This is a genomic window from Agreia sp. Leaf244 (assembly GCF_001422695.1).
Taxonomy (GTDB): domain Bacteria; phylum Actinomycetota; class Actinomycetes; order Actinomycetales; family Microbacteriaceae; genus Agreia.
The window spans coordinates 903,139-927,563 of sequence record NZ_LMLX01000001.1 but is presented as its reverse complement, the minus strand read 5'-3'; the positions used below and the strand labels follow the sequence as shown (position 1 = coordinate 927,563).

Below are 24,425 nucleotides of genomic sequence, written 5' to 3'. Positions count from 1 at the left end.
AGTTTACTCGGCTCCGCCCTCACCTCGCGTAGCGAGCAGGTCCTCGAGCAGGGCGGCCAGCGCTCGGTCGTGCCTCTCCGTCGCGGCGAAGACGCCGTCGGCGACGTGCTCCGACACCCACGCGATCTCGACGTTCGTGCTCAGGCAGCGCATGCCGAGGTTCACCATGACGGGCTGCAGGGCGACAACCGCGCGGGTGCCGCCCGAGAGGCCGCCGTAACTCACGATGCCCACGGGCATGCCGGCCCACTCTGCGTGCAGGTAGTCGATCGCGTTCTTCAGGGGAGCAGAGAAGCTGTGGTTGTACTCCGGCATCACGAAGATCACAGCGTCGGCCGCAGCCACCCGCGCACTCCATCGTTTCGCCGGCTCGCCGACGTAGTTGCCCAGCTTCGGATGATGCGGCTCGTCGTGCAGGGGCAGGCGCAACTCCCGCAGATCGACGAGATCGACGTCGATCGCCCCGGCATCCGGATGCGGCGCATGCGCGCCGGCCGCCGCGACCACCCAGTCGCCGACGGCGCGGCCCACCCGCGTCTCGCGGACGCTCGCGACGAGCACGAGGAGCCTCACAGCGTCACGTCTGCCCGCTCCGACTCCTTCTGATGAGTCGAGGCGTCTTTGTACTCGGTGTAGGTGTAAGGGTTGTCGAGCATCTTGGCCTCGGGGGCGTCGGGGTTCATGCCCTGCCTCCAGGCCGGTTCGCCGAGCTCGCTCTGCAGGTAGTCGACGGTCGACTCGACCTCCTTCTTCACCGAGGCGAGGTCGTCGCCCAGCAGCCTGCCGTCGTACTTGGCGATCGCGCCGTCGACCATCACCGTGTGCACGTCGCCGCGGCCGGCCTGCAGGGCGATGTGTCCGTTCGGATTGAGGATCGGATACATCGTGGGCGAGTGATCGTTCTTGATGAGAACGATGTCGGCGCGCTTGCCCACCTCGAGCGACCCCACCAGGTTCTGCATGCCGAGGCTCGCTGCTCCGCCCCGCGTGGCCCAGTCGACGACGTGCTCTGCCCGCAGGTGCGAGTGGGTGACGGTGTCGCCGTGGTCGTGGGCCTTGGTGTGCTCCCACCCGCGATCCGCGCCGAGCGTCGACCGCATGGCCGAGAACAGGTCGCTCGAGAACCAGACGCTGGTGTCGACCGACAAGGACACCGGGATGCCGTGCTGGCGCAGGATCCACGACGGCGGATAGCCCTGGCCGCAGCTCAGCTCGCTCTCGGTCGAGAGGGAGACGGATCCGCCGGTCGCGGCAATGCGCTGGTAGGAGTCGTCGCTGAGCGTGGCCGCGTGCACGTAGACCGTCTCGGGCGCCATGAACCCGTTCTCGTGCATGAGCCGGATGCCGTCGTCGTTGGTCGCGCCCCAGACTCCCGCGTGAGTGGTGACCGGCAGGCCGAGCTCGCGGGCCGCCTCGAACGCGGCGCGCTCGGGGAAGGCGGGGTCGCCGGTCACGTCGAACGCCAGCTGGAACCTCAGGTCGTCGGCGCCCGTGTTGTTCTTCGCGAGGAAGGCGAGCACGTCGGGGTCGGCAGACCATTCCCAGGGGCCGGCGAAGATGTTGCCGTAGGCCAGAACGAACCGCCCGGTGGATGCGCGGAGGGCTTCGAGGGCCGCCTCGCCGTGCTCGATGGTGCGAAGCCCGTGCGACCAGTCGACGGTCGTCGTGACACCGGCATCGATCGCGTCGAGCGCTGAGAGGCGGTTGCCCGCGTGCACGTCTTCGGGGCGGAAGCTCTTGCCGTGCTCGAGGTAGTACCAGACGAAGTACTGAGTGAGGGTCCAGTCGGCGCCGTACCCGCGCATGGCGGTCTGCCACATGTGCCGGTGGGTGTCGATCATGCCGGGCATCAGGATGCCGTCGGTCGCGTCGATCTCGAAGGTGCCGTCGGGCACGGCCAGCCGTTCGCCGATGGCCGCGATGCTGTTTCCGATCACGAGCACATCGGCGTTGTTCAGGACCCGACGCTGATCGTCGACGGTCACGACCGTTCCGTTTCGGAAGACGACCGGCCTGCCGTCGGTGGGCGGTTCGGGGGTGTTCGGGTTCTGCGACATGATTCGACTCCTTCGGCGATGTCTGCGGTCGTGCTGGGTGATGCGGGGAGGGGGCGTGACGTGGGGTGTTCGGATGGCTCAGAGTGCGACGGTCGGGTAGTCCTTGCCGAGCCAGTGGGCGAGCTTGACGGCGTACTCCCGCTGGAACGCCAGCGGACCGGACTTCGTCTCGTAGTCGTCGTTGTAGAGGGCGATGAAGATCGTGAGGGTGAGAAAGAAGTGGGCGCCGAGCTCGAAGAGTCGCGTGTAGTCGTGTTCCACGAGAGCGCGGCGCTCCTCGTCGGTGAACGAGAGCCAACTGGTCTTCTCGACCCGGTTCCCCGTGCCGAGCCACCGGCCGTACTCTGCCTCCCACCGCTCGACCAGGCCATCCGGATCGGCCTTGTATGAGGCCAGCAGCTCGGGGTCGCGATCGACCTGGTAGAGGAACTTGTTGACGTAATACCTGCTCATCGCGGGTCTCCTCCCGGGTACCAGGTCATGTACATCTCGCGGGTGTGGAAGAGGTCGAGCTCGTCGACGTAGGAAGCGGGAATAGAGCCCGCGATGCCCATCATGAGGATGAGGTCCATAAAGCCGTGCGTGGCATTGCCCGCGCCCGCCATCGACTCGTGCGTGACGTTCTCGAGGATCGCGTCGATGTCGCCGGAGGCCAGCCAGTCGATCGCCTTGCGGTCGAAGGCAGGGTCGGGGCCGGTCTCGCCGAACTGCCTCGGGCCACCGAGTTCGAGCGAGAGGTGCCCGCTGCCGACGGCGGCGATGCGCAGGTCTGAGGGGTACTCGTCGATGATGCTGCGGATGGCCCTGCCCAGCTGCCAGAAGCGCTTCGGGCTGGGTAGGGGCGGGGCGAAGATGTTCGTGTAGATGGGCACGACGGGTAGATCGGCGTCGGGCCTGGTCGTGATGATCGGGCAGATGATGGAGTGGTCGAGCTTCAGTTCGTGGCTGACCGAGAAGTCGAATCCGCGGTCGAGCAGACCCTGCAGCATAAAGCCCGAGAGCTCTTCGTGGCCGTCGAGCACATAGGGCGGGATGCCGAACTCCCGCTCCTCGTTATAGAAGATCGCGTCGTAGGTGGGCTGCTTGCCGATGAGGAAAGCGGGGTAGTTGTCGGAGAAGAACTGGTGGAAATGGTCGGCGCCCACCATCACGAGGATGTCGGGTTTGGCGGCGGTCAGCGTCTCGCGGTAGGCCTCGACCTTGCGCTTCCATTCGTCGGCCTGGGGCATCCGGTTCTCGGGCGGCGCCGTGGTGGCCTTCAGATAGAAGGGGTGGTGTGTGGTCGCCAGAACGGCGCTCAGTTCTGCCATCGTCAGGCTCCTTCGCCGGAGTGGTCGGGGGTGGGCGGAACGACGGGGGGCGGCACATACGTCGCGTTGCGGTCGACCGAGTAGTAGACGTCGGGGCCGATCGGGCTGACCTGCTCCTCCCTGATGTGGCCGAGCAGCCCGGCCGTGCGGGCGAGAAGGGCGAAGCCGCGCAGCATCGTGACGGGCAGCCCCAAGTCTGCGAGGGCCGCGCCCGCGACTCCCGCGCCGTTCAGGGGCAGGTTCTTGCCGAGCACCTCGTGCTGCACCCGGCCGATGGCGGCGAACAGCCGCAGGTGGGGGCCGAGGGTGCCCTCCTCGTCGGCGATGCGCATGATGACGGGGGTGCGGGGGTCGCCGTCTTTATGAACCGGATGCCCGAGGCCGGGAATGCGCCGCTTCTCGGCTTTCGCTGCGTGCAGGGCGGTGCGCGCCACCTCGTCCCAGTCGGAGTCGTCGAAGGCCGTCGTATCCGCGTCGAGGGACTGCACGATCGCGTCGAGGTAGAGGCCCGTGTCTTCCGTGACTCCGAGAAAGCGCGAGCCGCCGCCGAGCAGGCCGGCGGCGACTGCTCCCTGAAGCGAATCCGGAGCGCTGTAGTAGGTGAGCCGCGCGGCAATGGCGGTCGGGGTGAAGCCGTGGTCGGCAAGTGACACGAGCACCGCCTCGAACACCCGGCCCTCGGCGGCCGTCGGGCGCCGCTTGGCGACGAGCCAGAACGCCAGCTCGCCGAAGGTGACCTTGCCGAGAAGGTCGACGCTCAGATCCTGCCCCAGCAGCGAGATGCTCGAGAGATCGCTTGTTCCGATTCCGGTGGGGTAGTCGGTCATGATCTGAGCCAGTCCTTGATCTCGGTGTCGTCGGCACCCAGGGCGGGTGGGGCGCTGCGGTAGGCGGGCGGGGTGAGAGAGAAGTCGATGGGGTTCCTGATCATGGGCACGGCATTGTCACCGTCGCCCACGAGCACGACGGGCTCGAGGCCGAGGCTCTCGGCGAGGGCTACACCCCCGTCGATGGTGTTGATCGGCCCGCAGGCGACGCCGGCCCGTGTCAGAGTCTCGAACCACTCGGCCACGGTTGCGGTCGCGAGGGCCTCCAGCAGCAGGGGGCGCAGCTCCTCGCGGTTGCGGTTGCGCAGTTCGGTCTTGGCGAAGCGGGCATCGTCGGCCAGGTGCGCCAGCCCCAGGGCGGTGGCGAGCTTCACGAACTGGGCGTCGTTGGCGGCGACGATCACGATCTCGCCGTCGCTGGCCGCCAGCGGTTCGTAGGGGAACAGGCTCGGATGCGCGTTGCCCATGCGGAACGGCACCTGGCCACCGGCGACGAACGTCGAGCTGTGGTTGGCCATCGCCGAGAGCGCCGTCGACAGCAGATTCACCTCGACGTGCTGTCCCTCGCCGGTGTTGTTGCGGTGGTTCAGGGCGGCGAGGATGCCGATCGTCGCCTGCATTCCGGTCATGATGTCGAAGACCGAGACGCCGCTGCGGTAGGCAGGCCCGTCGGGTTCGCCCGTCAGACTCATCAACCCGGATGCGGCCTGCACGATCAGGTCGTAACCGGGCAGCGCCGCCCCGCCCTTCGAGCCGAATCCACTGATCGAGGCGTAGATGACGGCGGGGTTGAGCGCCGCGACGGAGTCGTAGTCGAGCCCGAACTTGGTCAGGCCTCCGGGCCGGAAGTTCTCGATCACGATGTCGGCCCGCGCGGCGAGCTCGTGAGCGAGTTCCCGGTCGGCCTCGTCGCCGAAGTCGAGCACGACGTCGCGCTTGTTCCGATTGATGCCGAGGAAGTAGGTGGACACGCCGTCGCGCTCGGGCGGCGCCCAGTCGCGCGTCTCGTCGCCCCTGGGGCTCTCCACCTTGATCACATCTGCGCCGAGGTCGGCCATCAGCTGCGTGGAGTACGGGCCAGCGAGCACGCGCGAGAAGTCGGCGACCACGAGCCCGGCCAGGGGGCCGGACCGGGGGGTCGTGCGGGGGGATGGAGTCGTCATCGTCACCAGATCTGTCTTGCGGACAAATGTCCGTCAGGCGGACATGAGCCAAGTATGCGCCTCCGCCGGGCGCGCGTCAATGCTCAGATGCGGGCTCCGTGCGGATGGCCGATCACGGCTCGAGAATCTCGCTGAACGGGCGGGCCTCGAGCCGAGCCCAGTCGGCGGAGATGTGCGCCGCCGTCTCCAGAAGGTGGCTGAGATGACGCTCGACGAGGTCGGAGGTCGCCGTCTCGGCGGCGTGCACGGTGACGTTGACGGCTGCCTGAACGGTGCCCGATTTGTCACGCACGGGGGCGGCGATGGACCGCACCCCAGGGGCGAGTTCCTCGTCGGCGAGTGCCCACCCACGCTCACGCACGAGGGCGAGTTCGCGATCGAGGTCGGCGCGGTCTCGATGGGCGATCACCACCCGCGACAGGCTGGGCGCATCGAGGGCGAGCTCCAGCGCATCCGGTGCCAGCCAAGCCAGCAGGACCTTGCCCTGGGAGGTGACCACGGCGGGAAACCGGGTGCCGATCTCGACGCGCAGCGCGATGATCTTCGGCACAGCGACCCTGGCCGTGTAGACGATGTCGCTGCCGCTCAGCTGGGCCATCGACGACGACTCGCCAGTGAGGTGAACGAGGGCCTCGAGATGGGGTTTCGCCACCTGCCACAGCCCCTGCGAACTGACGAAAGCGTAGCCGAGGTCGAGTACCCGGGGGGTGAGTTCGAAGACCGAGCCGTCTTGCCGCACGTAGCCGAGCTCGATCAGGGTGGCGAGCAGCCGGTGCGCCGTGGGTCGCGCGAGGTTCGTGGCCGCGGCGATCTCGGCCAGCGACATTCCCGTGTGGTTGTCGCTGAACGCGCCGATGATGTCGAAACCCCGTGCGAGCGCCTCGACGAAGTTCGCGGATTCGCTGCGGCCTGCCATGGGGAGAGACTACTTCGCGACGGGCCTATTTCTCGTACGTGCGCTCGCGGGTGGCCGGCGATGCGAAGAACGACACCACGAGCAGCGCGAGGATCACGTAGAGGGCATTCAGGATGCCGAAGTGCTCGCCGAGGAATCCGAGCAGCGGCGGGCCCGCAAGGAACGCGGTGTAGCCCATGATGGCCACGGCGCTCACTCGCGCGGCCGAGTTCTTCTCGTCGTCTGCCGCGGCGCTCATGCCGACAGGGAAGCCGAGGGCGGCGCCGAGCCCCCAGAGGATCGCGCCGATGATGGTGACCCACAGGTCAGTCGAGAGGATGAAGAGCAGCAGTCCGGCGATGCCGACGATGGCCGTGACGCGCAGCGTCGGAACGCGTCCGAATCGATCGAGCAGCGGCCCTCCGGCGACGCGGCCAACGGTCATGGCGGCCACGAAGATGCCGAAGACGATGGCGCCCGTGGTGTTCGACTGCTCGTGGCCGTCGACGGTCGCGATCGCGATCCAGTCGTTGGCGCTGCCCTCGGCGAACGCCATGCCGAGCATGACCGCGCCGATGAGAAGCAGGCGGGCGTCGGCCCAGATCTTGAGGCTCGCCTTGAGTCGCTGGCCGAGCGGGATGCGCGGGGCCGAGCCTGCGGATTCGGCCTGGTCGGCGGCATCCAGATCGTGGGGGATGAACCTGACCGCGACGATCACGACCGCCACCAGGATGACGGCGATGGCGACCAGGTGGGCGAACACCGGGATGGCGAGGGCCGAGGCGAGCGCGCCGATGCCGGCGCCGAGCACGGTTCCGCCCGAGAACATCGCGTGCATCAGCGGCATGAGGGTCTTGCCGATGGCGCGTTCGGCCGCGGCGCCCTCGACGTTCATCATCACGTCGCAGGCGCCGTTGCCGAAGCCGAAGAGCACGAGGCCGATGAAGGCGACGGTGACGGCGGGAACGAGGCCTCCGCCGATTCCGATGAGTACGAGGCCCGTGGCGACGAGCGAGATGCAGAACGTGATTCCCGCGCGCGGCCCGAAGCGGCGCAGGATGGCGGGGGAGACGATGAGCCCGACGACCGATCCGGCGGACATTCCGAAGATGAGCACGCCGACGTTGGCCGTGTTCAGTTCGAGTCCGTCGCGGATGGCCGGGAGGCGAGCCACCCACGTGGCGATGCTCACGCCGCTCAGGATGAAGACGATGAAGACCGCGTTACGCCAGGCGACGAGGGTACGCGGGGGATGCACGGCGACGTCGCTCGTGGGTGTGGTCATGGGGTGTCCTGAATGCGTTGAAGAGCGGTATCGCACGAAATCGAATCGATTCGACTACGCTACCAACATGACCGCGAGCGATCAACACACCCGCCGTCCCACTCTCGCAGACGTGGCCAAGGCCGCCGGAGTCTCCGTTTCGACCGCGTCGATCGCGTTCAGCGGGTCGGGCCCGGTGTCGGATGCGACGCGCGAGCGCGTGCTCGCCGCCGCGGCTTCGCTGGGCTACGACGGTCCAGACCCCCGGGCACGCTCGCTGCGTCAGGGGCGAAGCGGCGTGATCGGCGTCGTTCTCGAGGGCAGCCTGCTGTATGCGTTCCGCGACCCCGTGACATCCATCACCCTCGACGGAGTCGCCACCGCGCTCGGCCCGCAGGGCGCCGGCCTGCTCTTGCTCACCGACTCCGGCGAGGGCGCCGCGACCATCGATACGGCGGCGGTCGACGCCGTGATCCTGCTCGGATGCTCGACCCGCGTCGACCACTCGATCGAGGTCTTCGGTCGCCGCGACATTCCGGTCGTCTCGGTCGAGGGGCCGTCTCGCCCCGAACTCGTGGAGGTGACCCTCGACAACCGCGCCGCCTCCGTCGTCGCCGCGCGGCACCTGCAGTCGTTGGGCCACACCCGCGTGGGCATCGCCACGCTCGCCACGGCCGACGGCCACGACGCCGGCCCCGTCACCGACGACACCCCGATCGCGGTGTCGGTGACCCGCGAGCGGCTGCTCGGCACGCGCGAGGTGTACCCGGATGCGCCGGCCTGGTCGTCGGTGCACAACACGCCCGAAGACGGTCGGCGTGCGGCGCTCGAACTGCTCTCCGTCGCCGCGTCGGAGCGCCCGACCGCCATCGTCGCCCAGGCCGACCTGCTCGCGATCGGAGTGATCCAGGCGGTCGAGGAGCTCGGTCTCGTGGTCGGAGTGGACGTGAGTGTCATTGGTTTCGACGGAATCCGCATCGACGGCTTCGCGCACGACCTCACGACGATGGTGCAGCCCGCCAGTGAGAAGGGCCACGCGGCCGGGGCGGCGGTCACCGCGCTGCTCGCCGGGGAGCGCCCCGACACCCCGATCGCGTTCACGTGCGAACTGCACGTGGGGTCGACGACGGGGTCTGTTCCGACTGTCTGAGTTCCGACTCCCACCGTGAGACTGTGACTTCCGACTCCGGGCCGGGATTAGTTCAACAGGATGAACTGACGACACTCCGTCGGGGAACTGTCGACACACCGACGACTTCGCCGTTCGTCCTGTAATACGAAGAACGTCCGGAACCGTCCGACCTCGACCTCTCCTCCCGAATCCCCGAACTCGATGGATTCTCCCCACGACGACGATCTCTGGTCCACCCACCAGTCGACCGAGACGACGATCCTCGAATGACTGCTTCGTCGAGGGATCTCCGGCTGATTCAGGATTGTGTCCGTCGCAACGGCAACGTCGCGTCGAGACGAACACTCCTCGATGCACGCATAGACCCGGCCGGCATCGATGCGGCGCGCCGCTCGGGGGCTCTCGAGAGGCTCCGCCGAGGAATGTACGCGCTCCCGGAAGTCGATATCGACCAGAGTCGGGCCGTGATGGCGGGGGGACGTGTCGGCTGTGTGAGTGCGCTTCGCCGTGTCGGCGTGTGGGGCGGACTCGATGCCGCGCTTCATATCCACGTTCCCCCATCGGCATCTCGTCTCCACCTCGACGAGATCGCCGCGCTCGGCCGGAGTCCCGAGACCCGTCGAACCGACAAGACCTTCTGGGCGGAGCCGGGCCGACCGCGTGTGCATTGGCAGCGCGCGAATGCCGCGAGCACTCGAACGGCGCGGTCGTGGGCGGACGACTGGCTGGCCGATCCGATGAGCGCGCTCCGTCAGGCGGTGCTCTGCCTCGACGACGAGCATGCGATCGCCGCCATCGACTCCGCACTGCGGAAGAAGGTCGTGCACGCTCACAATCTCGAATCTCTCTTCAGGTCGCTGCCGCGTCGATTGCAGAGGTTGAGAGTCGAGCTCGATCCCGCGGCTGATTCCGGTCCCGAGTCGATCGTTCGGGTGCGGATGCGACGGGCCGGCTTCGTGGTCGAGCCGCAGGTCAGCATTCCGGGCTCGAGCGACCTCGATCTGCTGATCAACGGGGTGGTCGGACTCGACATCGACAGCCGCGCGTGGCACACCGGAGAGGAGCAGATCAGCTGGGACTACGGAAAGACTCTCCAGTCGTTCGCATTCGGCCGGCCGACTCTTCGCATTCTTCCCCATCACATCTTCGACATGTGGCCGTCGACCTTGGCCGCGATCAGTCGGGCGGTCTCGGACATGGAGGAACTTCACCGGCTACGAGGGATGAACCGGAATCGTTCAACAGGATGAATCGACGACACTCCGTCGGAGAAGGGACGACACACCGACGATTCCTCGGTTCGTCCTGTAATACCGGATCAGTGATCTCGAGACGCCGGAACCAGCGTCGCGGGGCTACTCGATCGGCGGGGAGGTGGCCGGGTCAGCGGTCGTAGACCTTCACCCAGAGGTTCGTGTAGTGCCAGCGGTCGACCTCGGTGAAGCCAGCCCCCTCGATCGCAGCCTCGTTCACCTCACGGTCGCGGCCGCTCGACACGAGAATCACCGTGTCGTGGCCCTCGAGCATCGCGGCGTCGACGGGCTCGGCCGTCTCCCACAGCCGATCGGCGACCCCGATCGGCTCGACGAGAGCCACGTCGTCGAGCGACGTGAATGCCCTCGGATACGCGTACTCGACCACCCGTGCCGTGGCTGCCGGGTGGTACGCGATGCTTCCGAACACGACCGCTGGCGAGGCGTCGGCCGGCAACGACGCCGCGACCTCCGACACGCGCCACGCCGCCTTCGACCACGAGGCGTCCTGCTTCGCCTCCGCTCCGCGCTGCGCGACATACGAGGGCTGCGTCAGCAGTGCGAGAACCAGCACCCCCGAGATCGCGGCCAACGCGGTCCACGGAACCGAGCGCATCCGGGGCCACCGGGCGGCGCCCGGCAGTCGCGTGGCGCGGCGGGTGAGGCGCCCAAGGCCCACGGTTCCGCCGGCGATGGCGATCGCCAGCGCGGGCACGAGGAAGGTGAGGTAGCGCGGCGAGTACAGCGGAGTGACCAGTACCGAGGTGAGCACCAGCACCACGGTCGGAACGACGAGCCACGGCAGCACCCACGCCATGAGGTCGCGCGCGGCCCTGGCCCTGGTCGTCGCGGCGCGGCGGGCGACGATGAAGGTGGCGATTCCGATGAGCACCACGAGCCAGGTGAAGATGGCGAAGGGCGGGTTCATCGGCGCGAACTGCGTGATCAGGATTCCGGTGAGGGTGCGTTGGCTTATGGGATCGATCCAGGCCACTTGACCCGACTGCGATGCCACGACGAGCACGAAGGGAATGCAGACGACGCCGAGCGGCACCACCGTGCGGCCGAAGGCGAACAGCTGGCGCCTGCTCAGCGTGCCCGAGCTCGTGAGCACGAGTACGGTCACCGCGTGGGCCACGACCACGAGCGACAGGTACACGAAGACGCCCACCGAGAAGAGCGCCACACCCGCATAGGCGAGCCACGGCCAGACGGCCGACCAGCGCGACCCGGTGGACCCGGTCGACCTGCTCGACCCGGCCGACCTGCTCGACCCGGCCGACTCGCTCGACTCGGTCGACCCTCCCGATGGCGCTCGCGAGGAGATCGCGCCCGATGGCGATCGCAGCGCGCGCATCAGCAGCAAGGTCAGGGCCGCGGCAAGCAGCGCGGTCAGCGCATACGAGCGCCCCTCGATGCCGGCCCAGGTGAACCGCGGAATCGTGATCAGCACCACGCCCGCGAGCAGGGCGAACCCGCGGGTTCCGAAGCGCGAGGCCAGCAGCATCGTGAGCGCCACGGTTCCGCCCGAGATGATCGCGCTCGGCAGCCGCAGGGTGAATGGCGAATAGCCCACGATGTCGAGCCACACGTGCATGAACGCGTAGTAGACCCCGTGCACGGCGTCGACGGTGTGCAGCATCGCCCAGAGTTCGGGCCAGGTGCGCGTGGCCGACACGATCGTGGCCGCCTCGTCGTACCAGATCGAGGGGGTGTCGATGCCGATGAGCACGATCACCGCGCCGACGACCGCCAGGATCGGAATCTCGATGCGCCGCTTCACGAGCGTGCCGAGCGCGCCGGGCGCCCCGAGCGTCACGCGGGCACCGCCGGTGGGGTCGCCGGTGGGCTCGCCTGCGGTGCTCCGGATGCGACGGCTCGCGCCCGTCGGCGCCGGTACAGCCAGGCGCCGATCACGATCACGGCGGCCACCGCGAGGCCGATGCGCGTCACGGCGAGCGTGGGCATCGTCATGCGCCACGACAGGGCGAGCGGAACCGCGAACCACTCCCAGCGCTGGCTGAGCACGATGAACGGGATCATCAGCAGCGCGTACCAGGGATAGCGCGGGCTCACGATGATGAGGATGCTGCCGACGAGCGCAAGCTGGGCGAGCCACGGCGCCGAGGCGTCCGACTTCCACCACGCGAGGCCCGTCGCCACGGCGATGAGTGCGGCGGCCACCACGATGGAGGCCGATCCGGGGAGCACGATCGACAGCAGGGCGAAGCGGCTTCCATCGTCGTAGCCCTCCTCCGACAGGTAGCCGGGCAGGTAGCCGAGCACGCCGAATCCCGACATCACCACGTAGGGAACGTAGAGCAGCGCGAAGGTGGCCACCGAGACCGTGATCAGGGTGAGCGGCCGCTTCTTGAGCAGTGGCGGTGCGAGGATCACGGGGATGAGCTTGGTGGCGATGGCGGCGCCGAGCGCGATTCCGCCCCAGACACGGCGACCGGATGCGACGAGCAGGCTGGCCGCGAGGGCGAGCGCCACTCCCAGCGCGTCGACGTGGGAGTTGGTGACCGCCTCGGTCGCGACCAGGGGGCACCATGCCCAGAGAGCCGCCCACCTCGGGTCCATGCCGCGACGACGCAGCGCGACCAGCAGCATCCACGTGACACCGAGCGAGATGACGAGCCCGCCGAGCTGGAACGGCCAGTACTCGACGCTCGGGTCGACGAGGGCGCGCACGCCCGTGAAGTAGAGCTCGGCGAGGGGCGGGTAGATCGTGGGAACGTGCGGCCGGTTGATGGCGGTGCACAGCGGCTCGCCGCTCGGAACGGTGGTGGTCTCGCTGAGGCGGGTCGCGTCGCAGTCGGCGGGGAACAGCCAGTCGGGCCGCAGGTCTTCGAGAGCGTCGGATGCCGGGACGTGGTCGTAGGGCGAGATTCCGGCGGTGGCGACGATGCCGTCCCAGGCGTAGCGCGCCGAGTCGGTGCTGGTGTTGGGCGGAGCGAGCATCGCGGCTCCGCCGATGAGCACGGCGCCGGCGACGACGACCGACGTCACGTGTCGGGCGGGCACCTTTCTCAGGGCGAGGAATGCCAGGGCGAAGAGCAGCCAGGCCGCGGCGAGAACCGCCAGCATCGCTGGTCGATCGGTGCGGGAGAACAGGTTCAGCTGCGTCGTCTCGAAGCCTATGGCGACGGCGACGGCCGCCGAGGCGACGAGTGCCAGAACTGTTCTCACTGATCGATCCTTGCATCATCGAGCTGGGAAGGTGCGGGGGTGGTGGAACGCGGAATGGCCCGCCACTTCGGTGGCGGGCCATTCGGCGTTCGTACTGTCCGTTCCCTGAGCCTGTCGAAGGGAAAGCGTCTCGACAGGCTCGACGAACGGGGGCCTACTAGGGAGTAGTACTACTTGGTGTTGACGGTGATCTTGGCGATTCCGACGAGGAGGCCGGCCTTGACGGCGTCGGTCTTGAACGTGTCGTTCAGCAGGCCAGNGGGAGTAGTACTACTTGGTGTTGACGGTGATCTTGGCGATTCCGACGAGGAGGCCGGCCTTGACGGCGTCGGTCTTGAACGTGTCGTTCAGCAGGCCAGCGGCGTCGGCGGAGATRTGCACCGTGGTGCCCTCGAGGATGGCGGTGTCGTTCGGGCCGGTCTGCAGCGGCTTCAGGGTTCCACCGTGCAGGTCGAAGAGCAGGGCCTGCTCGACGGCGACGGTTCCGTTGACACTGACGTCACCGTAGAGCTTCGASGTKCCGGGGTCGATGGTGAAGTTGGTCAGGTCGACGACGGTGTCGCCGGCGGTGAGGGAGAAGCCGGAGCCTTCGTGCTCGATGGTTCCCTGCACGTAGGGGCGGTAGGACTCGTTGGGGTCGTAGTAGTCGACGTTTCCACCGGTGATGGGGAAGATGAGCGAGCCGTCGACGAGGGTCGCGGTTCCGACGGTGCCGGGGGTCAGGCCGAGGCTGGTGAGGGCGGCGGCGAAGTCGGCGTCGAGGAGCACGGCGGTGTCGACACCGGTGAGCTCGGGGATCGACGCGACCGGCGTCGGGGTGGACTCGGCAGAGGACGACGGCGACGACGACGTCGACTCCGTGGTCTCAGACGTCGTGGAGCAGGCGGCCATGGAGACGGCCAGGATGCCGGCCGTTGCGAGGCCGAGAGTGGCTATGGCGCTGGGGCATCGCCNCGAGCTGCTCGATCGCCACGAGATCGAGGGTCGGCGTCGAGGAGCACGGCGGTGTCGACACCGGTGAGCTCGGGGATCGACGCGACCGGCGTCGGGGTGGACTCGGCAGAGGACGACGGCGACGACGACGTCGACTCCGTGGTCTCAGACGTCGTGGAGCAGGCGGCCATGGAGACGGCCAGGATGCCGGCCGTTGCGAGGCCGAGAGTGGCTTTCGTGAACTTGTTCATGATGATTTCCTCTTCTTTGCTGTCGTGTTTGGCAGGTGCCTATGATTCGGCACCCTCACGAAGGTGGTTTGGTCTGCTCTCAAATTGGTGCCGTGCTGCTGAGAGGATGGACGCGACGGAGGGCGAACACGATGGAACGAATCGATGTTGTGGAACTGAGCATCGTCGAGATGCGCGAGCTGCTCGAGAAGGGTGCGGTCACGAGCGTCGAGCTCGTCTGCGCCTACCTCAACCGCATCGCCTACTACGACCGCACGGGGCTCTGCCTGCACGCCATCGCGGTGCTCGATCCGAGCTGCCTCGATCAGGCCGCCGAGTCGGATCGCCGTCGGAGCGGGGGCCAGGCCGGCCCGCTCGAAGGCATCCCGTTCACGGTCAAGGACAGCTACAAGGTGAAGGGCCTCACCGTCGCATCCGGCAGCCCCGCTCTCGCCGAGCTGGTCGCGAACGACGACGCGGCATCCGTGGCCCAGCTGCGCGCGGCCGGAGCCGTGCTGCTCGGCAAGACGAACATGCCGCCCATGGCGGCGGGCGGAATCCAACCCGGCGTCTACGACTACGCGCGCAGTCCGTACCACCCGCAGTTCCTCACGGCCGCCTACGGCTCGGGCTCGTCGGCCGGATCCGGCACCGCGACGGCGGCGAGCATGTGCGCCTTCGGCATGGCAGAGGAGACGGTGTCGTCGGGGCGAGCCCCGGCGTCGAACAACAGCCTGGTCGCGTACACACCGTCGCGCGGGGTGCTGTCGATTCGAGGGAACTGGCCGCTGCGCCCGAGCTGCGACGTCGTGGTGCCGCACACGCGCAGCGTCGCCGACCTGCTGCTGCTGCTCGATGTACTGGCCGTCGACGACCCCGACACCACGGGCGACTTCTGGCGGCAGCAGAGCGCGGTGGCCCTCCCCGCGCCGGAGTCGGTGCTGCCGCATCCGGTGTCGCGTCCTCGGCGAGAGCGCCTCGACGGCCTGCGCATCGGGGTGCCCCGGCTGTACATCGGAGAGGACCCCGTGCCCCTCGACCCGCCCGTGGTGCGACCCAGCGTGCGAGCGCTGTGGGATCGCGCGGCCGCCGACCTGGAGGCGCTCGGCGCCGAGGTCGTGGCTGTGGACTTTCCCGTGGTGTCGAACTACGAGGAGGACCGCCCGGGAGCGCAGGGGCTCGCCGATCGAGGACTCGTGCCGGCGAACTGGCGCGCCCTCGAAGGCGGCCCGATCACGGCGATGGCACTCGACGCGTTCCTGCGGGAGAACGCCGACCCGACGTTGAACAGCTGGGCCGACGTCGACGGCGACACCGTGTTCCCCACCCGCGACGCCCCGGTGCCGGTGTGGATCACCCGCGCACGCGGAGGCTTCGACTGGCAGCGCCTCGCCGAGCTCGTGAAGCAGGGCCTGCCCGCGAGCTACGACGAGGTGCCCGGCCTCGATCACCTGCTGCGGGGGCTCGAGAGGGCTCGCAAGCAGGACTTCGAGGACTGGATGACGCAGCAGCGACTCGATGCCGTCGTCTTCCCCGCCGCCGGCGACGTGGGCAGGGACGACCTGTTCAGCCGGCCCGAGAGCCTCCAGGCGGCGTCGCGCAACGGCGTCGTCTACTCCAACGGCAACCGGGTCATCCGGCACCTCGGTATTCCCACGGTGACCGTTCCCATGGGATTCATGTCAGACATCCAGATGCCTGTCGGCCTCACTTTCGCCGGCGCCGCCTACAGCGACGACGCGCTGCTCGACTACGCGTCGGCGTACGAGCAGGCGACGCGCAGGCGGCAGGCCGCGTTCCTGACGCCGACCCTGCCGAGCAACCAGATCGACGCCGGTTCGGGCGCAGGGTCGGATGCCGTGGCCGACGCCATCCCGGATGTGTCGGTCGAGGCGCGGGGCAGGTCATGGCAGGTGGAGGTTCGCGTGGGCGACGCCGAGGGCAGCGCGCGAGTGTGGGCCGACGGCCACATTCTGCGCCCCGTGCCGGACCAGCCGGGCGTCTATCGAGGTGCCGTGTCGCTGTCGCGGCCGCGCCTGACCGACGAGCTGATGATCCTCACTCAGACAGGACGCTCGGCAGCGTCACTCGCCTTCGTTCCGCTGCCCGAGCACTGATCCCTCTGCGCTGGTCGAGTAGGCCGCTTGCGGCCGTATCGAGGCCGCGTCCGGTGGTCTCGTAAGAAACGTCACCCAGCCATGCGCTGATTGAGTAGCCGCGCGACGAAGGAGCCGGCGTTACTGAAATCACCCCGACGGTGGCGTCGATGCGGCAGCTTCGTGGCCTACTCGACAGCGCAATGGGAGGAGATGAGCGCATCCGGCCCGAATACTGGGTTGGTGTGGCGTCTCTCCTCCCGTTCGCCACGTTGAGCGGAAATGCGGAGCTACCGGCTGCCTCTGCGTCCCGGTAGGCAGGAATCTCCGCCCGAGAGGGTCACCTAACGTGATCCACCCACTGCGCTGGTCGCGTGACGCACTGAGGTGCGGAAAGTGGCCGCCTCGCCGACGGTCGACGCGGCCACTTTCCGCACCTCAGCGAGGCTGTGCCTCTCTGGGCCGTGTCGTGCTTGGCCCAGACCTCGAGCGCGAAGGCGAGCGCGAGGCGCGTGCGAACGTGACCTCGGCCCGGCGCTGATTGAGTAGCCGCGCGGGGAACGAGTCGGGCGTACCGAAATCGGTCAACGATGGCCTCGATGCGGCCGCAACCGACCCCTTCGACCGGCGCAGAACAGCGTTTCTCCCACCATTGAGACGCGACGCGGCTTCACCGCTCGATACGCGGTGCTCGTTCCTCGCTACTCGACCGGCGCGGGGGACTATTCGACCGGCGCGGGGCGGGCGCGGGCGCGGCGCAGGTAGAGGGCGCAGGCCGCCGCGGTGAGCACGGCGACCGCGGCCCAGAAGAGGGCGAGGTTCAGCCCGTAGTCCAGCGGAAGGATCGTGGGGTTCTTCGAGCCGATCGACTTCTTGTAGATCTCGGGCAGCACCAGCATGCTCATGATCGCCCCCACGACCACGCCGCCCTGGATGATGGCGAGAACGGCGTAGGGGATGCGGCGACCCGCGCGGCGCATCCAGACGTCGACGAGCAGCAGCAGCGGCGACAGGATGCCGTCGTGCACGATGATCGCGGCGCCGATCCAGATGATGACGCCCAGTATCTGATCGGGGCGCTCCTTCTGCACCAGAATGACGGCGCCGCCGAAGAGGCCGGCCAGGCCGATCGCGATCAGGGCGATGCGAACGATGGTCATGCGTGTGGGCTTCATGCCTCGACCTCCAGGCTGCTGAGCCACTTGGTCTGCAGCACGCCGGGTCGGCCCGGCGCGATCATGCGGGCGGGGTAGCCGTGGTCGATGTCGAGCGTCTCGCCGTTGACCTCGAGCGCCACCAGGGTCGACGCATCGAAGGCGTACTCCGGGCCCATCTGGGTGACCCGGTAGCCGCCCTTCTTCTCGAGGCTGGTGAGCTTGAGCCCATTCGAGGTGTCGGCCCCGACCCGGTCGAGCAGGTCGCGCAGGCGCACGCCCTTCCAGGTGGCCATCTGGCTCCAGCCCTCGACGCAGGAGATCGGCAGGTCGACGGTGGTCTGCGGCAGGGCCAGCAGCTCGGCCCGCGACATCGAGATCGTGCGCGATCCGTTGGCGATGGTCAGGCTCCAGTCCGGCGCGACGGCAGTGTCGAGCACCTGTGCCGCCTTGGCCGTGCGGTTCACCGGCAGGCCGGCGGGGCCCGTTCCCTTGACACGCGGCGCGAAGATGTTGAACGGGCTGAGCGCCGCGAACGACTGGCCGGCCGTGAGCGCCACGACCGTCGCGGTCGAGACTCCGACGGCGGTCACGAAGCCGCGTCGGCTGACCGCGGGCTCGGCGGCGGGCGAGCCGTCGATCCAACGGAAGACGCGGCCGGTGACGCCGCCGACCGGCGTGCCCGCGGCATCCGGAATCTTTTCGGTCGGCGTCTCGCCGGTGCCACCGACCGGCTCGCCGCGCAGCTCACGAGTGCCCTCGGAGTTGCGCGTCCAGAACCGGGCGATCATGGGCAGCTTCACCGCGATGTGAATGGCGAGGGAGCCGATGACCACGAACGAAAGCGCCCAGTGCACCTGCCGGAACCCGAAGTTCCAGGGGTACCACTGGTAGGTGTTGAGCAGGCCGATGGTGATCTGCACGAGGGAGGCGCCGACGAACAGCGCGATCGATGCGCGCTCGAGCAGGTGCAGCGGGCCCTTCACGGGAGGCGTCTGGAACAGCTGCGGATAGATCGTGTAGAGCTTGCCGAGGATCAGGGGGAAGCAGGCGATTCCGGCGGTGATGTGGATGCCCTGGGTCACCTGATACAGCTGCGCGGGCACCGTGGAGAACCGCATCCAGGGCTCGGGCTCCTGCAGAAAGTGGCTGTAGAAGCCGGTGCCGAAGCAGAGCAGGAATGCGATCGCGAGGAGACGGCCGATGACGACGGCCATGCGCGGGTTGCGTGGGGGCGCGGCGAGAGCCTGCTGCGTCGCTGCAAGGAGGCGTCTCACGGTGTCACCCTAGACCCGTCGACATCTCAGACCCGTCGATCGAGCAGCGGTTCGCGCACGCCGGCGCGGAGACTGACGCGGTCGAACACCTCGGCGAAACGGCCGTCGGGGGCGATCGCCGCCACCTCGCGGGCGTCGTCGATGGAGTCGACGTCGTTGATCTCGGCGAGCAGCTTCACGCGGAGGTCGGCCTCGAGCAGGCGCTCCAGCTGGTCGCGGCCGGTCTCGGCCTCCGACATGGCCACGCCTCGAATGAGGTCGCCGTTCGGCTCGCGCATGCCGAGGGCCCAGAATCCGCCGTCGCTGGCGAAACCGAACCACGCGTCGATGTCGTCGTGCCAGCGCTCGACGACGGGGCTGAGCAGGGCCTGGGTCACCTGCGGAGTGTCCATGCCGATCATGAGCAGGGGCCCGTCGACTGAGTCGAAGAGGTAGCCGAGGCGCGCATCGAGCGTTCCCTGGTTCTGCTGCAGGATCTCGAAACCGTCGGCCTCGGCGGGCGGGTTGCTGCCGTCGAAGAACAGAATGCGCCGGTCGGCGGGCACACTGCGCACCACGTCGAGCGTGTCACCGAGGCTCGCCGCCGCGATCTCCGCGGCCTCCTCGAGGGAGAACGGCGGGTGCAGCCGAGTCTTCACTCGTCCGGGGATGCATTCCTTGGCGATGACAGCAATGGTGAGCATGAGGCCTCCTGGCTTGGTCTCCTGGTTGGTCTCTATAGCGAGGCACATTATCGAGTGAGCCTTATTGGTCACTGTATGTACTTCGTCGCGAAGGCCGGATCGGATTCCTATTGGCCGCGATCTGCGCTATGCGGTGCCGCGTGCGGTACGCCACTTGCCGCAAAACGCTCTTCCCGGCCTCGTTCTGCAGCATTCTGCGGCAAGTCGACGCAGCCGAACGGCTAGCGCACCTCGCGCAGGAGCTTCGACATGTCCTTGACCGCGATGTACGTGCCGCGGATCGTGCCGGTGACCTTCGATCGTCCGACCCGCGGGCTGTAGGGCGTGTCGAGTTCTTCGATGCGCCAGCCCGCGGCGGATGCCTTCAGCAGCATCTCGAGGGGATAGCCGCTTCGGCGATCCTGCAGGTCGAGCGAGAGCAGGCCCTCGCGGTTCGCGGCGCGCATGGGACCAAGATCCTTGATAGCTATGCGCGCTCGACGCTTGATCAGGAAGGAGAGGGCGCGGTTCGCGAAGCGCGCGTGCAGCGGCCACGCTCCCCGGGTGGTCGGCACTCGTCGACCGAGGATCAGCTCGGTCCGGCCATCGGTGATGCGCTTGACGAGTACGGGCAGTATCGACGGGTCCATCGAGGCATCGGCATCGCAGAACGCCACGATCGGCGCCGTCGCGGCGAGCAGGCCGGCGTGCGCCGCCGCGCCGAAGCCACGCCGGGACTCGGCGACCACCGTGGCGCCGGCCGCGCGCGCGATCTCGGCCGAGGCATCCGTCGAGCCGTTGTCGACCACGATCGCGCGATAGCCCTCGGGCAGTCGCGACAGCACCCACGGCAGAGCCGCCGCCTCATTGAGGCACGGCAGAACGACGTCGACCAGGGCGATGGATGCCTGCGGCACGTCGGCCGCGCCAGGCTCTGTCACGAGGCGGCCGAGCGCAGCGGGGCCGAGGCGAACTCGGCCATTCCGGCGTCGAAGTCGACGGCGGCTCGCCAGCCGAGCTCGCGGGCGATCCTCTCGCTCGACGCCGTGATGTGGCGCACGTCGCCCAGGCGGAACTCGCCCGTGACGACGGGCTCCGCGCCGTTCGAGGCGCGGGCGATTGCAGCGGCCATGTCGCCGATGGTGTGCACGACGCCGCTGCCCACATTGAAGGCGCGGAAGGTCGACGTCCACTCTGGGGCAGCCGTCGCGTCGAGGGCCGCGAGGTTCGCCGCCGCCACGTCGCTCACGTGCACGAAGTCCCGACGCTGGGCGCCGTCTTCGAATACGCGGGGAGCCTCGCCGCGAGCGAGTGCCGAGCGGAACAGGGAGGCGACTCCGGCGTAGGGGGTGTTCTGCGGCATGCCCGGTCCGTAGACGTTGTGGTAGCGCAGGCCGATGGCCTGTCCGCCGGCGGACCGCGCCCACGAGGTGGCGAGGTACTCCTGGCCGAGCTTCGACGAGGCGTAGACATTGCGGGGGTCGAGCGGAGCGTCTTCGGTGATGAGGCCGGGGCGAAGCGGCTCACCTGTGGCCGGATCGAGCGGCTCGAAGCGTCCTGCCTCGAGGTCGGCGACCGCGCGGGCGGGAGGACGCACGGCCTCGCCGGCCGCGTTGCGGTAGTCGCCCTCGCCGTAGACCACCATCGACGAGGCCACGACGAAGCGATCGATGCCTGCGCGGGTCATGCCGGCGAGCAGCACAGCGGTGCCCACCTCGTTCGACGAGACGTAGTCGGGGGCGTCGTAGAAGTCCACTCCGAGGCCGACCTTGCCTGCCTGATGGCAGACGGCGTCGATGCCGTCGAGCGCACGCGCCACGGTCTCCTCGTCGCGCACGTCGCCGAGTACAAACTCCGCGCGCTCGTCGAGCGTGGGGGCCGTCTCGTGCACGTCGGCCCGCAGCGAATCGAGCACGCGCACCGACCATCCGGCATCCAGAGCCTGGCGCACGATCTCGCTGCCGATGAAGCCGGCGCCGCCGGTGACGAGCAGATGCGGCATGTGAAGACCCTCCAAGATGTGGATGATCAGCCTAACCGCCGGTCATGGGCGCTACCGCGGTGTTCATTCCCGTGCTACCGGTCCCTGAGATGGCACACATGGCGGCTCGCCCGGCCTCGAACCCGCCATGTGCGGCATCTCACCAACCTTCGTCATCCCTCGCGACCGAACTGACGACGACGGAGAGCGAGTGCTCTGCCAAACTGGTATTGGGGCCAGCTTGTACATCTGACTTGGAGGCATCGTGCCCGTCATTGCTCACCTGAGCGACCCGCATCTTGATCTCTCGACGGTTCGAGGTCGGCGGCTCGACGCTGTACTCGAGCAGGTCCTCGATCTCGGTTTCGTGGACGCCCTTCTCGTCAGCGGCGACCTGGCCGACCACGGTGCGGCCGAGGAGTACGACGCATTTTTCGCCGCGCTGCCCCCGGCGCTCCCGACCTTGTCGTCGCCGGCAATCATGATCTGCTTGCACCGCTGCTCGACGCCGCGGGTGCGCGCGGCCGACCCCACTCGCTCGACACGCAGCTCAATTCTTTCCTCGACCTCGACGGGCTGCGTCTGATTGGTCTCGATTCACACCTCGATGGTCGCGACGATGGATACCTTTCGCGGCCGACACTGGAATTCGCCCGCGCTCGGATCGCGGAGACGGAGATGCCGAGCATCCTTGCGCTCCACCATCCGCCGGTTCCCATTGGTCATCACCTGGCAGACGACCTGTTCCGTCTCACCAACCCCGAGGACCTTGCGGCGATCGTGCAGGAGTTTCCGCAGGTGATCGGCATCTTCACCGGGCATGTGCACGCAGCAGTCGCGACGACGTTCGAGGGCGTGCCGGTTCTTGGTGCTCCTGGAATCGTGTCCACGATGCGGCTGGGCAGCAAGGTCGATCCGATTGCCGATAGCGAAGCCATGCCCGGTCTGGCGCTGCACACGATTACCGACCATACGATCAGGACGGTGTTCCACTACCTCAGCCCGTCGGCACTGTGAATCTGATCGGTGATGAAGCGCGCTAACCGCCAGTTCGCATCCATGCGGTTCCGCGGGCGCGCAGCCCCAGGGTGAGGGCTCGAGCGCTCATGTAGCCGAGGCCGAAGGCGAGCCAAAGCCACACGAGGCCGGCGGTGCCATCGGGGCCGAACAGGGCGACGAGCAGCAGGAGCGGCGCGTAGATCACCACGGTCGCGAGCCCGGCAAGGGCGAGGTAGCGCGCGTCGCCCGCGCCAATCAGCACCCCGTCGAGAACGAAGACGTAGCCCGCGAGCGGAACTCCGATCGCCATCACCAGCACCACCACGAGGAGCGCCTGCTGCACGTCGCGGCTCGAGGAGAAGACGGGGCCGAGCAGGGGAGAGAGCGCGGCGAGGCCGAGCCCGAGCACGACACCCGCGCCGATTCCCCACCGCACGAGCCGGCGCATCACGCCTCGCACACGCGGCGCATCCTCTGCCCCGAGGCCGTGGCCGACCAGCGCCTGCCCCGCGATCGCCAGGGCGTCGAGGATGAAGGCCAGCGTGAAGAACAGCGTCGACGCGATCTGGAAGGTCGCCAGCTCGACGACCCCGAGATCGGATGCGACGACCACCGTTGTGAGCAGGGCCGCGCGCAGGCTCGCCGTGCGCAGAAACAGCCAGCCGCCGGATGCCGCGGCGCCGGTCACGCCCGCCAGCCCGGGCCGCAGGCTGACGCCGTCGCGCCGGGATGCCCGCACGGCGATCACGAGATACACGGCGGCCATCGCCCACTGCGCCACGACCGTGCCCGCCGCGGAGCCCGCGATTCCCGCGCCGAAGCCGTAGATGAAGAGGGCGTTGAGGCCTGCGTTCGCGGCGAAACCGCAGACGGCGACGATGAGCGGTGTCTTCGTGTCCTGCAGTCCCCGCAGCAGCCCGGTGGCCGCGATCACGAGCAGCATGGCGGGGAGCCCGGCGAGCGACACCGTGAGGTAGATCACGGCCTGCTCCTCGACCGCGGCCGTCGCGCCGAAGAGCTGAACGAGGGGGCGGGCAGCGACGATTCCGACGAGCACGAGCGCGACGCCGAGCAGCAGCGCCAGCCACAGGCCGTCGATGCCGGCCCGGATCGCGCCCGGCCTGTCGCCTGCGCCGAGCCTTCGCGCGACAGTCGGTGTCGTGGCGTAGGCGAGAAAGATGAGCAGCCCGATCGCGGTCTGCAGCAGGGCGCTCGCGATGCTGAGGCCGGCGAGTGGCGTCTCCCCGAGGTGCCCAACGAGGGCGGTGTCGGTGAGCAAGAAGAGGGGTTCGGCGACCAGGGCTCCGAGGGCGGGGACGGCGAGGCGCAGAATGTCCCGATCCAGTGCCTTCACCCTGCGAGCCTAGTCACGGTCGCAGCTGCCGGTTCTGGTATCACCCCTGATACCATTGACACATGCCTATGACCTTGCGCCTGTCCGATGACGAAGCCGACGCGCTCCGCCGACGCGCCGAGTTCGAGTCCCGCTCGATGCAAGACGTCGCCAAGCAGGCGGTGCGGGAGTATGTGGAGAACCACAGCCGCCGTGATCTGCTCGATAGCGTGCTCGATGCAGAACTTCCGCGCTATGCAGAGGCACTTGAGCGCCTCGGGCAATGATCTATCTCCGCTACGAAGAGCTGATCTACATTGCGGAGCGGGCGATTGGACCTGATGTCGTCGTTCGAGACCACGGCCTCCTCGAGTCGGCCTTGGCTCGTCCGCAGGCCAGCGTTTTCGGTCGGGACGCATACCCCACTCTGATGCTCAAGGCGGCAGCGCTCACGCATTCTCTCGTGCGCAATCACGGTCTCGTCGATGGGAACAAGCGTCTCGGGCTGTCGGGCCTGATTGCGTTCCTCGGTTTGAATGGAATGCGCCTGACGTGGACGAACGACGAGGCGTACGAGTTCATCGTGGAGATCGCATCCGGAGGTCTCGATGAAGTCAGCGAGATCGCCGAGAGAATCGAGCGTGGCAGCACTCGTCGCTAGGCTGGC

The 24,425-nt window shown here is 68.3% G+C and carries 23 protein-coding genes and 1 pseudogene; 8 read left to right on the top strand and 16 right to left on the bottom strand.

Annotated features, from left to right (window positions below; genetic code table 11):
- Positions 1-3: 3 nt before the first annotated feature.
- From ASF06_RS04250 to ASF06_RS04215, 8 genes are all read right to left on the bottom strand, one after another.
- Positions 4-573, bottom strand: a complete 570-nt coding sequence (locus ASF06_RS04250) for an NADPH-dependent FMN reductase (RefSeq protein ID WP_055943694.1) — start codon at positions 571-573, stop codon at positions 4-6.
- Complete coding sequence (locus tag ASF06_RS04245) at positions 570-2,057, bottom strand: amidohydrolase family protein (protein ID WP_055943690.1); 1,488 nt, start codon at positions 2,055-2,057, stop codon at positions 570-572. Before ASF06_RS04245 ends, ASF06_RS04250 begins: the two co-directional genes overlap by 4 nt.
- 78 nt (positions 2,058-2,135) lie before the next feature.
- A complete protein-coding gene (locus ASF06_RS04240) occupies positions 2,136-2,510 on the bottom strand; it encodes a hypothetical protein (RefSeq protein ID WP_055943687.1) in 375 nt (124 codons plus the stop codon).
- Positions 2,507-3,367 carry an extradiol ring-cleavage dioxygenase gene (locus ASF06_RS04235; protein ID WP_055943684.1) on the bottom strand — a complete coding sequence of 287 codons (861 nt, stop codon included), beginning with the start codon at positions 3,365-3,367 and terminating at the stop codon, positions 2,507-2,509. Before ASF06_RS04235 ends, ASF06_RS04240 begins: the two co-directional genes overlap by 4 nt.
- A gap of 2 nt (positions 3,368-3,369) precedes the next feature.
- The gene (locus ASF06_RS04230; RefSeq protein WP_055943681.1) at positions 3,370-4,194 is read right to left on the bottom strand and encodes a citryl-CoA lyase; all 825 of its coding nucleotides are present in this window, start codon (positions 4,192-4,194) and stop codon (positions 3,370-3,372) included.
- On the bottom strand, positions 4,191-5,357 hold the full coding sequence (locus ASF06_RS04225; protein ID WP_055944174.1) for a CaiB/BaiF CoA transferase family protein: 1,167 nt from the start codon (positions 5,355-5,357) through the stop codon (positions 4,191-4,193). Before ASF06_RS04225 ends, ASF06_RS04230 begins: the two co-directional genes overlap by 4 nt.
- Before the next feature lie 112 nt (positions 5,358-5,469).
- Positions 5,470-6,273, bottom strand: a complete 804-nt coding sequence (locus ASF06_RS04220; RefSeq protein WP_055932355.1) for an IclR family transcriptional regulator domain-containing protein — start codon at positions 6,271-6,273, stop codon at positions 5,470-5,472.
- A 25-nt stretch (positions 6,274-6,298) separates the two neighbouring features.
- Complete coding sequence (locus tag ASF06_RS04215) at positions 6,299-7,537, bottom strand: MFS transporter (protein WP_055932352.1); 1,239 nt, start codon at positions 7,535-7,537, stop codon at positions 6,299-6,301.
- Between the two features lie 67 nt (positions 7,538-7,604).
- On the opposite strand from ASF06_RS04215, the gene ASF06_RS04210 reads away from it, so the two are divergent.
- The 3 genes and pseudogenes from ASF06_RS04210 (at position 7,605) to ASF06_RS04205 (ending at position 9,898) form a co-directional block, all read left to right on the top strand.
- Positions 7,605-8,666: a LacI family DNA-binding transcriptional regulator gene (locus ASF06_RS04210; protein WP_055943668.1), complete on the top strand. Its 1,062-nt coding sequence runs from the start codon at positions 7,605-7,607 to the stop codon at positions 8,664-8,666.
- Between the two features lie 248 nt (positions 8,667-8,914).
- Positions 8,915-9,073: pseudogene (locus tag ASF06_RS20165) on the top strand (hypothetical protein); the annotation flags it as partial.
- A gap of 66 nt (positions 9,074-9,139) precedes the next feature.
- Positions 9,140-9,898: a hypothetical protein gene (locus ASF06_RS04205; protein ID WP_235500885.1), complete on the top strand. Its 759-nt coding sequence runs from the start codon at positions 9,140-9,142 to the stop codon at positions 9,896-9,898.
- A gap of 133 nt (positions 9,899-10,031) precedes the next feature.
- Here ASF06_RS04205 and ASF06_RS04200 read toward each other — a convergent pair whose 3' ends face one another.
- Positions 10,032-11,720 carry a glycosyltransferase family 39 protein gene (locus ASF06_RS04200; protein WP_055943664.1) on the bottom strand — a complete coding sequence of 563 codons (1,689 nt, stop codon included), beginning with the start codon at positions 11,718-11,720 and terminating at the stop codon, positions 10,032-10,034.
- A complete protein-coding gene (locus ASF06_RS04195) occupies positions 11,717-13,093 on the bottom strand; it encodes a glycosyltransferase family 87 protein (RefSeq protein WP_055943661.1) in 1,377 nt (458 codons plus the stop codon). The genes ASF06_RS04200 and ASF06_RS04195 overlap by 4 nt, the downstream gene beginning before the upstream one ends.
- A gap of 1,315 nt (positions 13,094-14,408) precedes the next feature.
- Here ASF06_RS04195 and ASF06_RS04180 point away from each other — a divergent pair.
- A complete protein-coding gene (locus tag ASF06_RS04180; protein ID WP_055943653.1) occupies positions 14,409-16,373 on the top strand; it encodes an amidase in 1,965 nt (654 codons plus the stop codon).
- A gap of 701 nt (positions 16,374-17,074) precedes the next feature.
- Here the strand turns inward: ASF06_RS04180 and ASF06_RS04175 are convergent.
- The 5 genes from ASF06_RS04175 to ASF06_RS04155 all read right to left on the bottom strand — a co-directional run bounded on the left by ASF06_RS04175 (position 17,075) and on the right by ASF06_RS04155 (position 21,447).
- Positions 17,075-17,527 (bottom strand): hypothetical protein, encoded by a 453-nt coding sequence (locus tag ASF06_RS04175; protein ID WP_055943649.1) that lies wholly within the window; start codon positions 17,525-17,527, stop codon positions 17,075-17,077.
- Complete coding sequence (locus ASF06_RS04170) at positions 17,524-18,783, bottom strand: molybdopterin-dependent oxidoreductase (protein WP_055943647.1); 1,260 nt, start codon at positions 18,781-18,783, stop codon at positions 17,524-17,526. The genes ASF06_RS04175 and ASF06_RS04170 overlap by 4 nt, the downstream gene beginning before the upstream one ends.
- Positions 18,784-18,809: 26 nt before the next feature.
- Positions 18,810-19,466, bottom strand: a complete 657-nt coding sequence (locus ASF06_RS04165; RefSeq protein ID WP_055943645.1) for a TIGR04282 family arsenosugar biosynthesis glycosyltransferase — start codon at positions 19,464-19,466, stop codon at positions 18,810-18,812.
- Between the two features lie 221 nt (positions 19,467-19,687).
- Entirely contained in the window at positions 19,688-20,386 is a 699-nt protein-coding gene (locus ASF06_RS04160; protein WP_268750637.1) for a glycosyltransferase family 2 protein, read from the bottom strand.
- On the bottom strand, positions 20,383-21,447 hold the full coding sequence (locus ASF06_RS04155; RefSeq protein WP_055943641.1) for an NAD-dependent epimerase/dehydratase family protein: 1,065 nt from the start codon (positions 21,445-21,447) through the stop codon (positions 20,383-20,385). The genes ASF06_RS04160 and ASF06_RS04155 overlap by 4 nt, the downstream gene beginning before the upstream one ends.
- 244 nt (positions 21,448-21,691) lie before the next feature.
- Between ASF06_RS04155 and ASF06_RS04150 the strand changes: the two genes are divergently transcribed.
- Positions 21,692-22,012 (top strand): metallophosphoesterase family protein, encoded by a 321-nt coding sequence (locus ASF06_RS04150; protein WP_055943637.1) that lies wholly within the window; start codon positions 21,692-21,694, stop codon positions 22,010-22,012.
- Positions 21,913-22,443, top strand: a complete 531-nt coding sequence (locus ASF06_RS20130; RefSeq protein ID WP_326940974.1) for a hypothetical protein — start codon at positions 21,913-21,915, stop codon at positions 22,441-22,443. Before ASF06_RS04150 ends, ASF06_RS20130 begins: the two co-directional genes overlap by 100 nt.
- Positions 22,444-22,465: 22 nt before the next feature.
- On the opposite strand, the gene ASF06_RS04140 is transcribed toward ASF06_RS20130, so the two are convergent.
- On the bottom strand, positions 22,466-23,779 hold the full coding sequence (locus tag ASF06_RS04140) for an MATE family efflux transporter (protein ID WP_055943631.1): 1,314 nt from the start codon (positions 23,777-23,779) through the stop codon (positions 22,466-22,468).
- Between the two features lie 62 nt (positions 23,780-23,841).
- On the opposite strand from ASF06_RS04140, the gene ASF06_RS04135 reads away from it, so the two are divergent.
- Together ASF06_RS04135 and ASF06_RS04130 are read left to right on the top strand one after the other, a co-directional pair.
- The gene (locus ASF06_RS04135) at positions 23,842-24,045 is read left to right on the top strand and encodes a ribbon-helix-helix protein, CopG family (protein WP_200920301.1); all 204 of its coding nucleotides are present in this window, start codon (positions 23,842-23,844) and stop codon (positions 24,043-24,045) included.
- Entirely contained in the window at positions 24,042-24,419 is a 378-nt protein-coding gene (locus tag ASF06_RS04130; RefSeq protein ID WP_055943625.1) for a type II toxin-antitoxin system death-on-curing family toxin, read from the top strand. The genes ASF06_RS04135 and ASF06_RS04130 overlap by 4 nt, the downstream gene beginning before the upstream one ends.
- Positions 24,420-24,425: the final 6 nt, after the last annotated feature.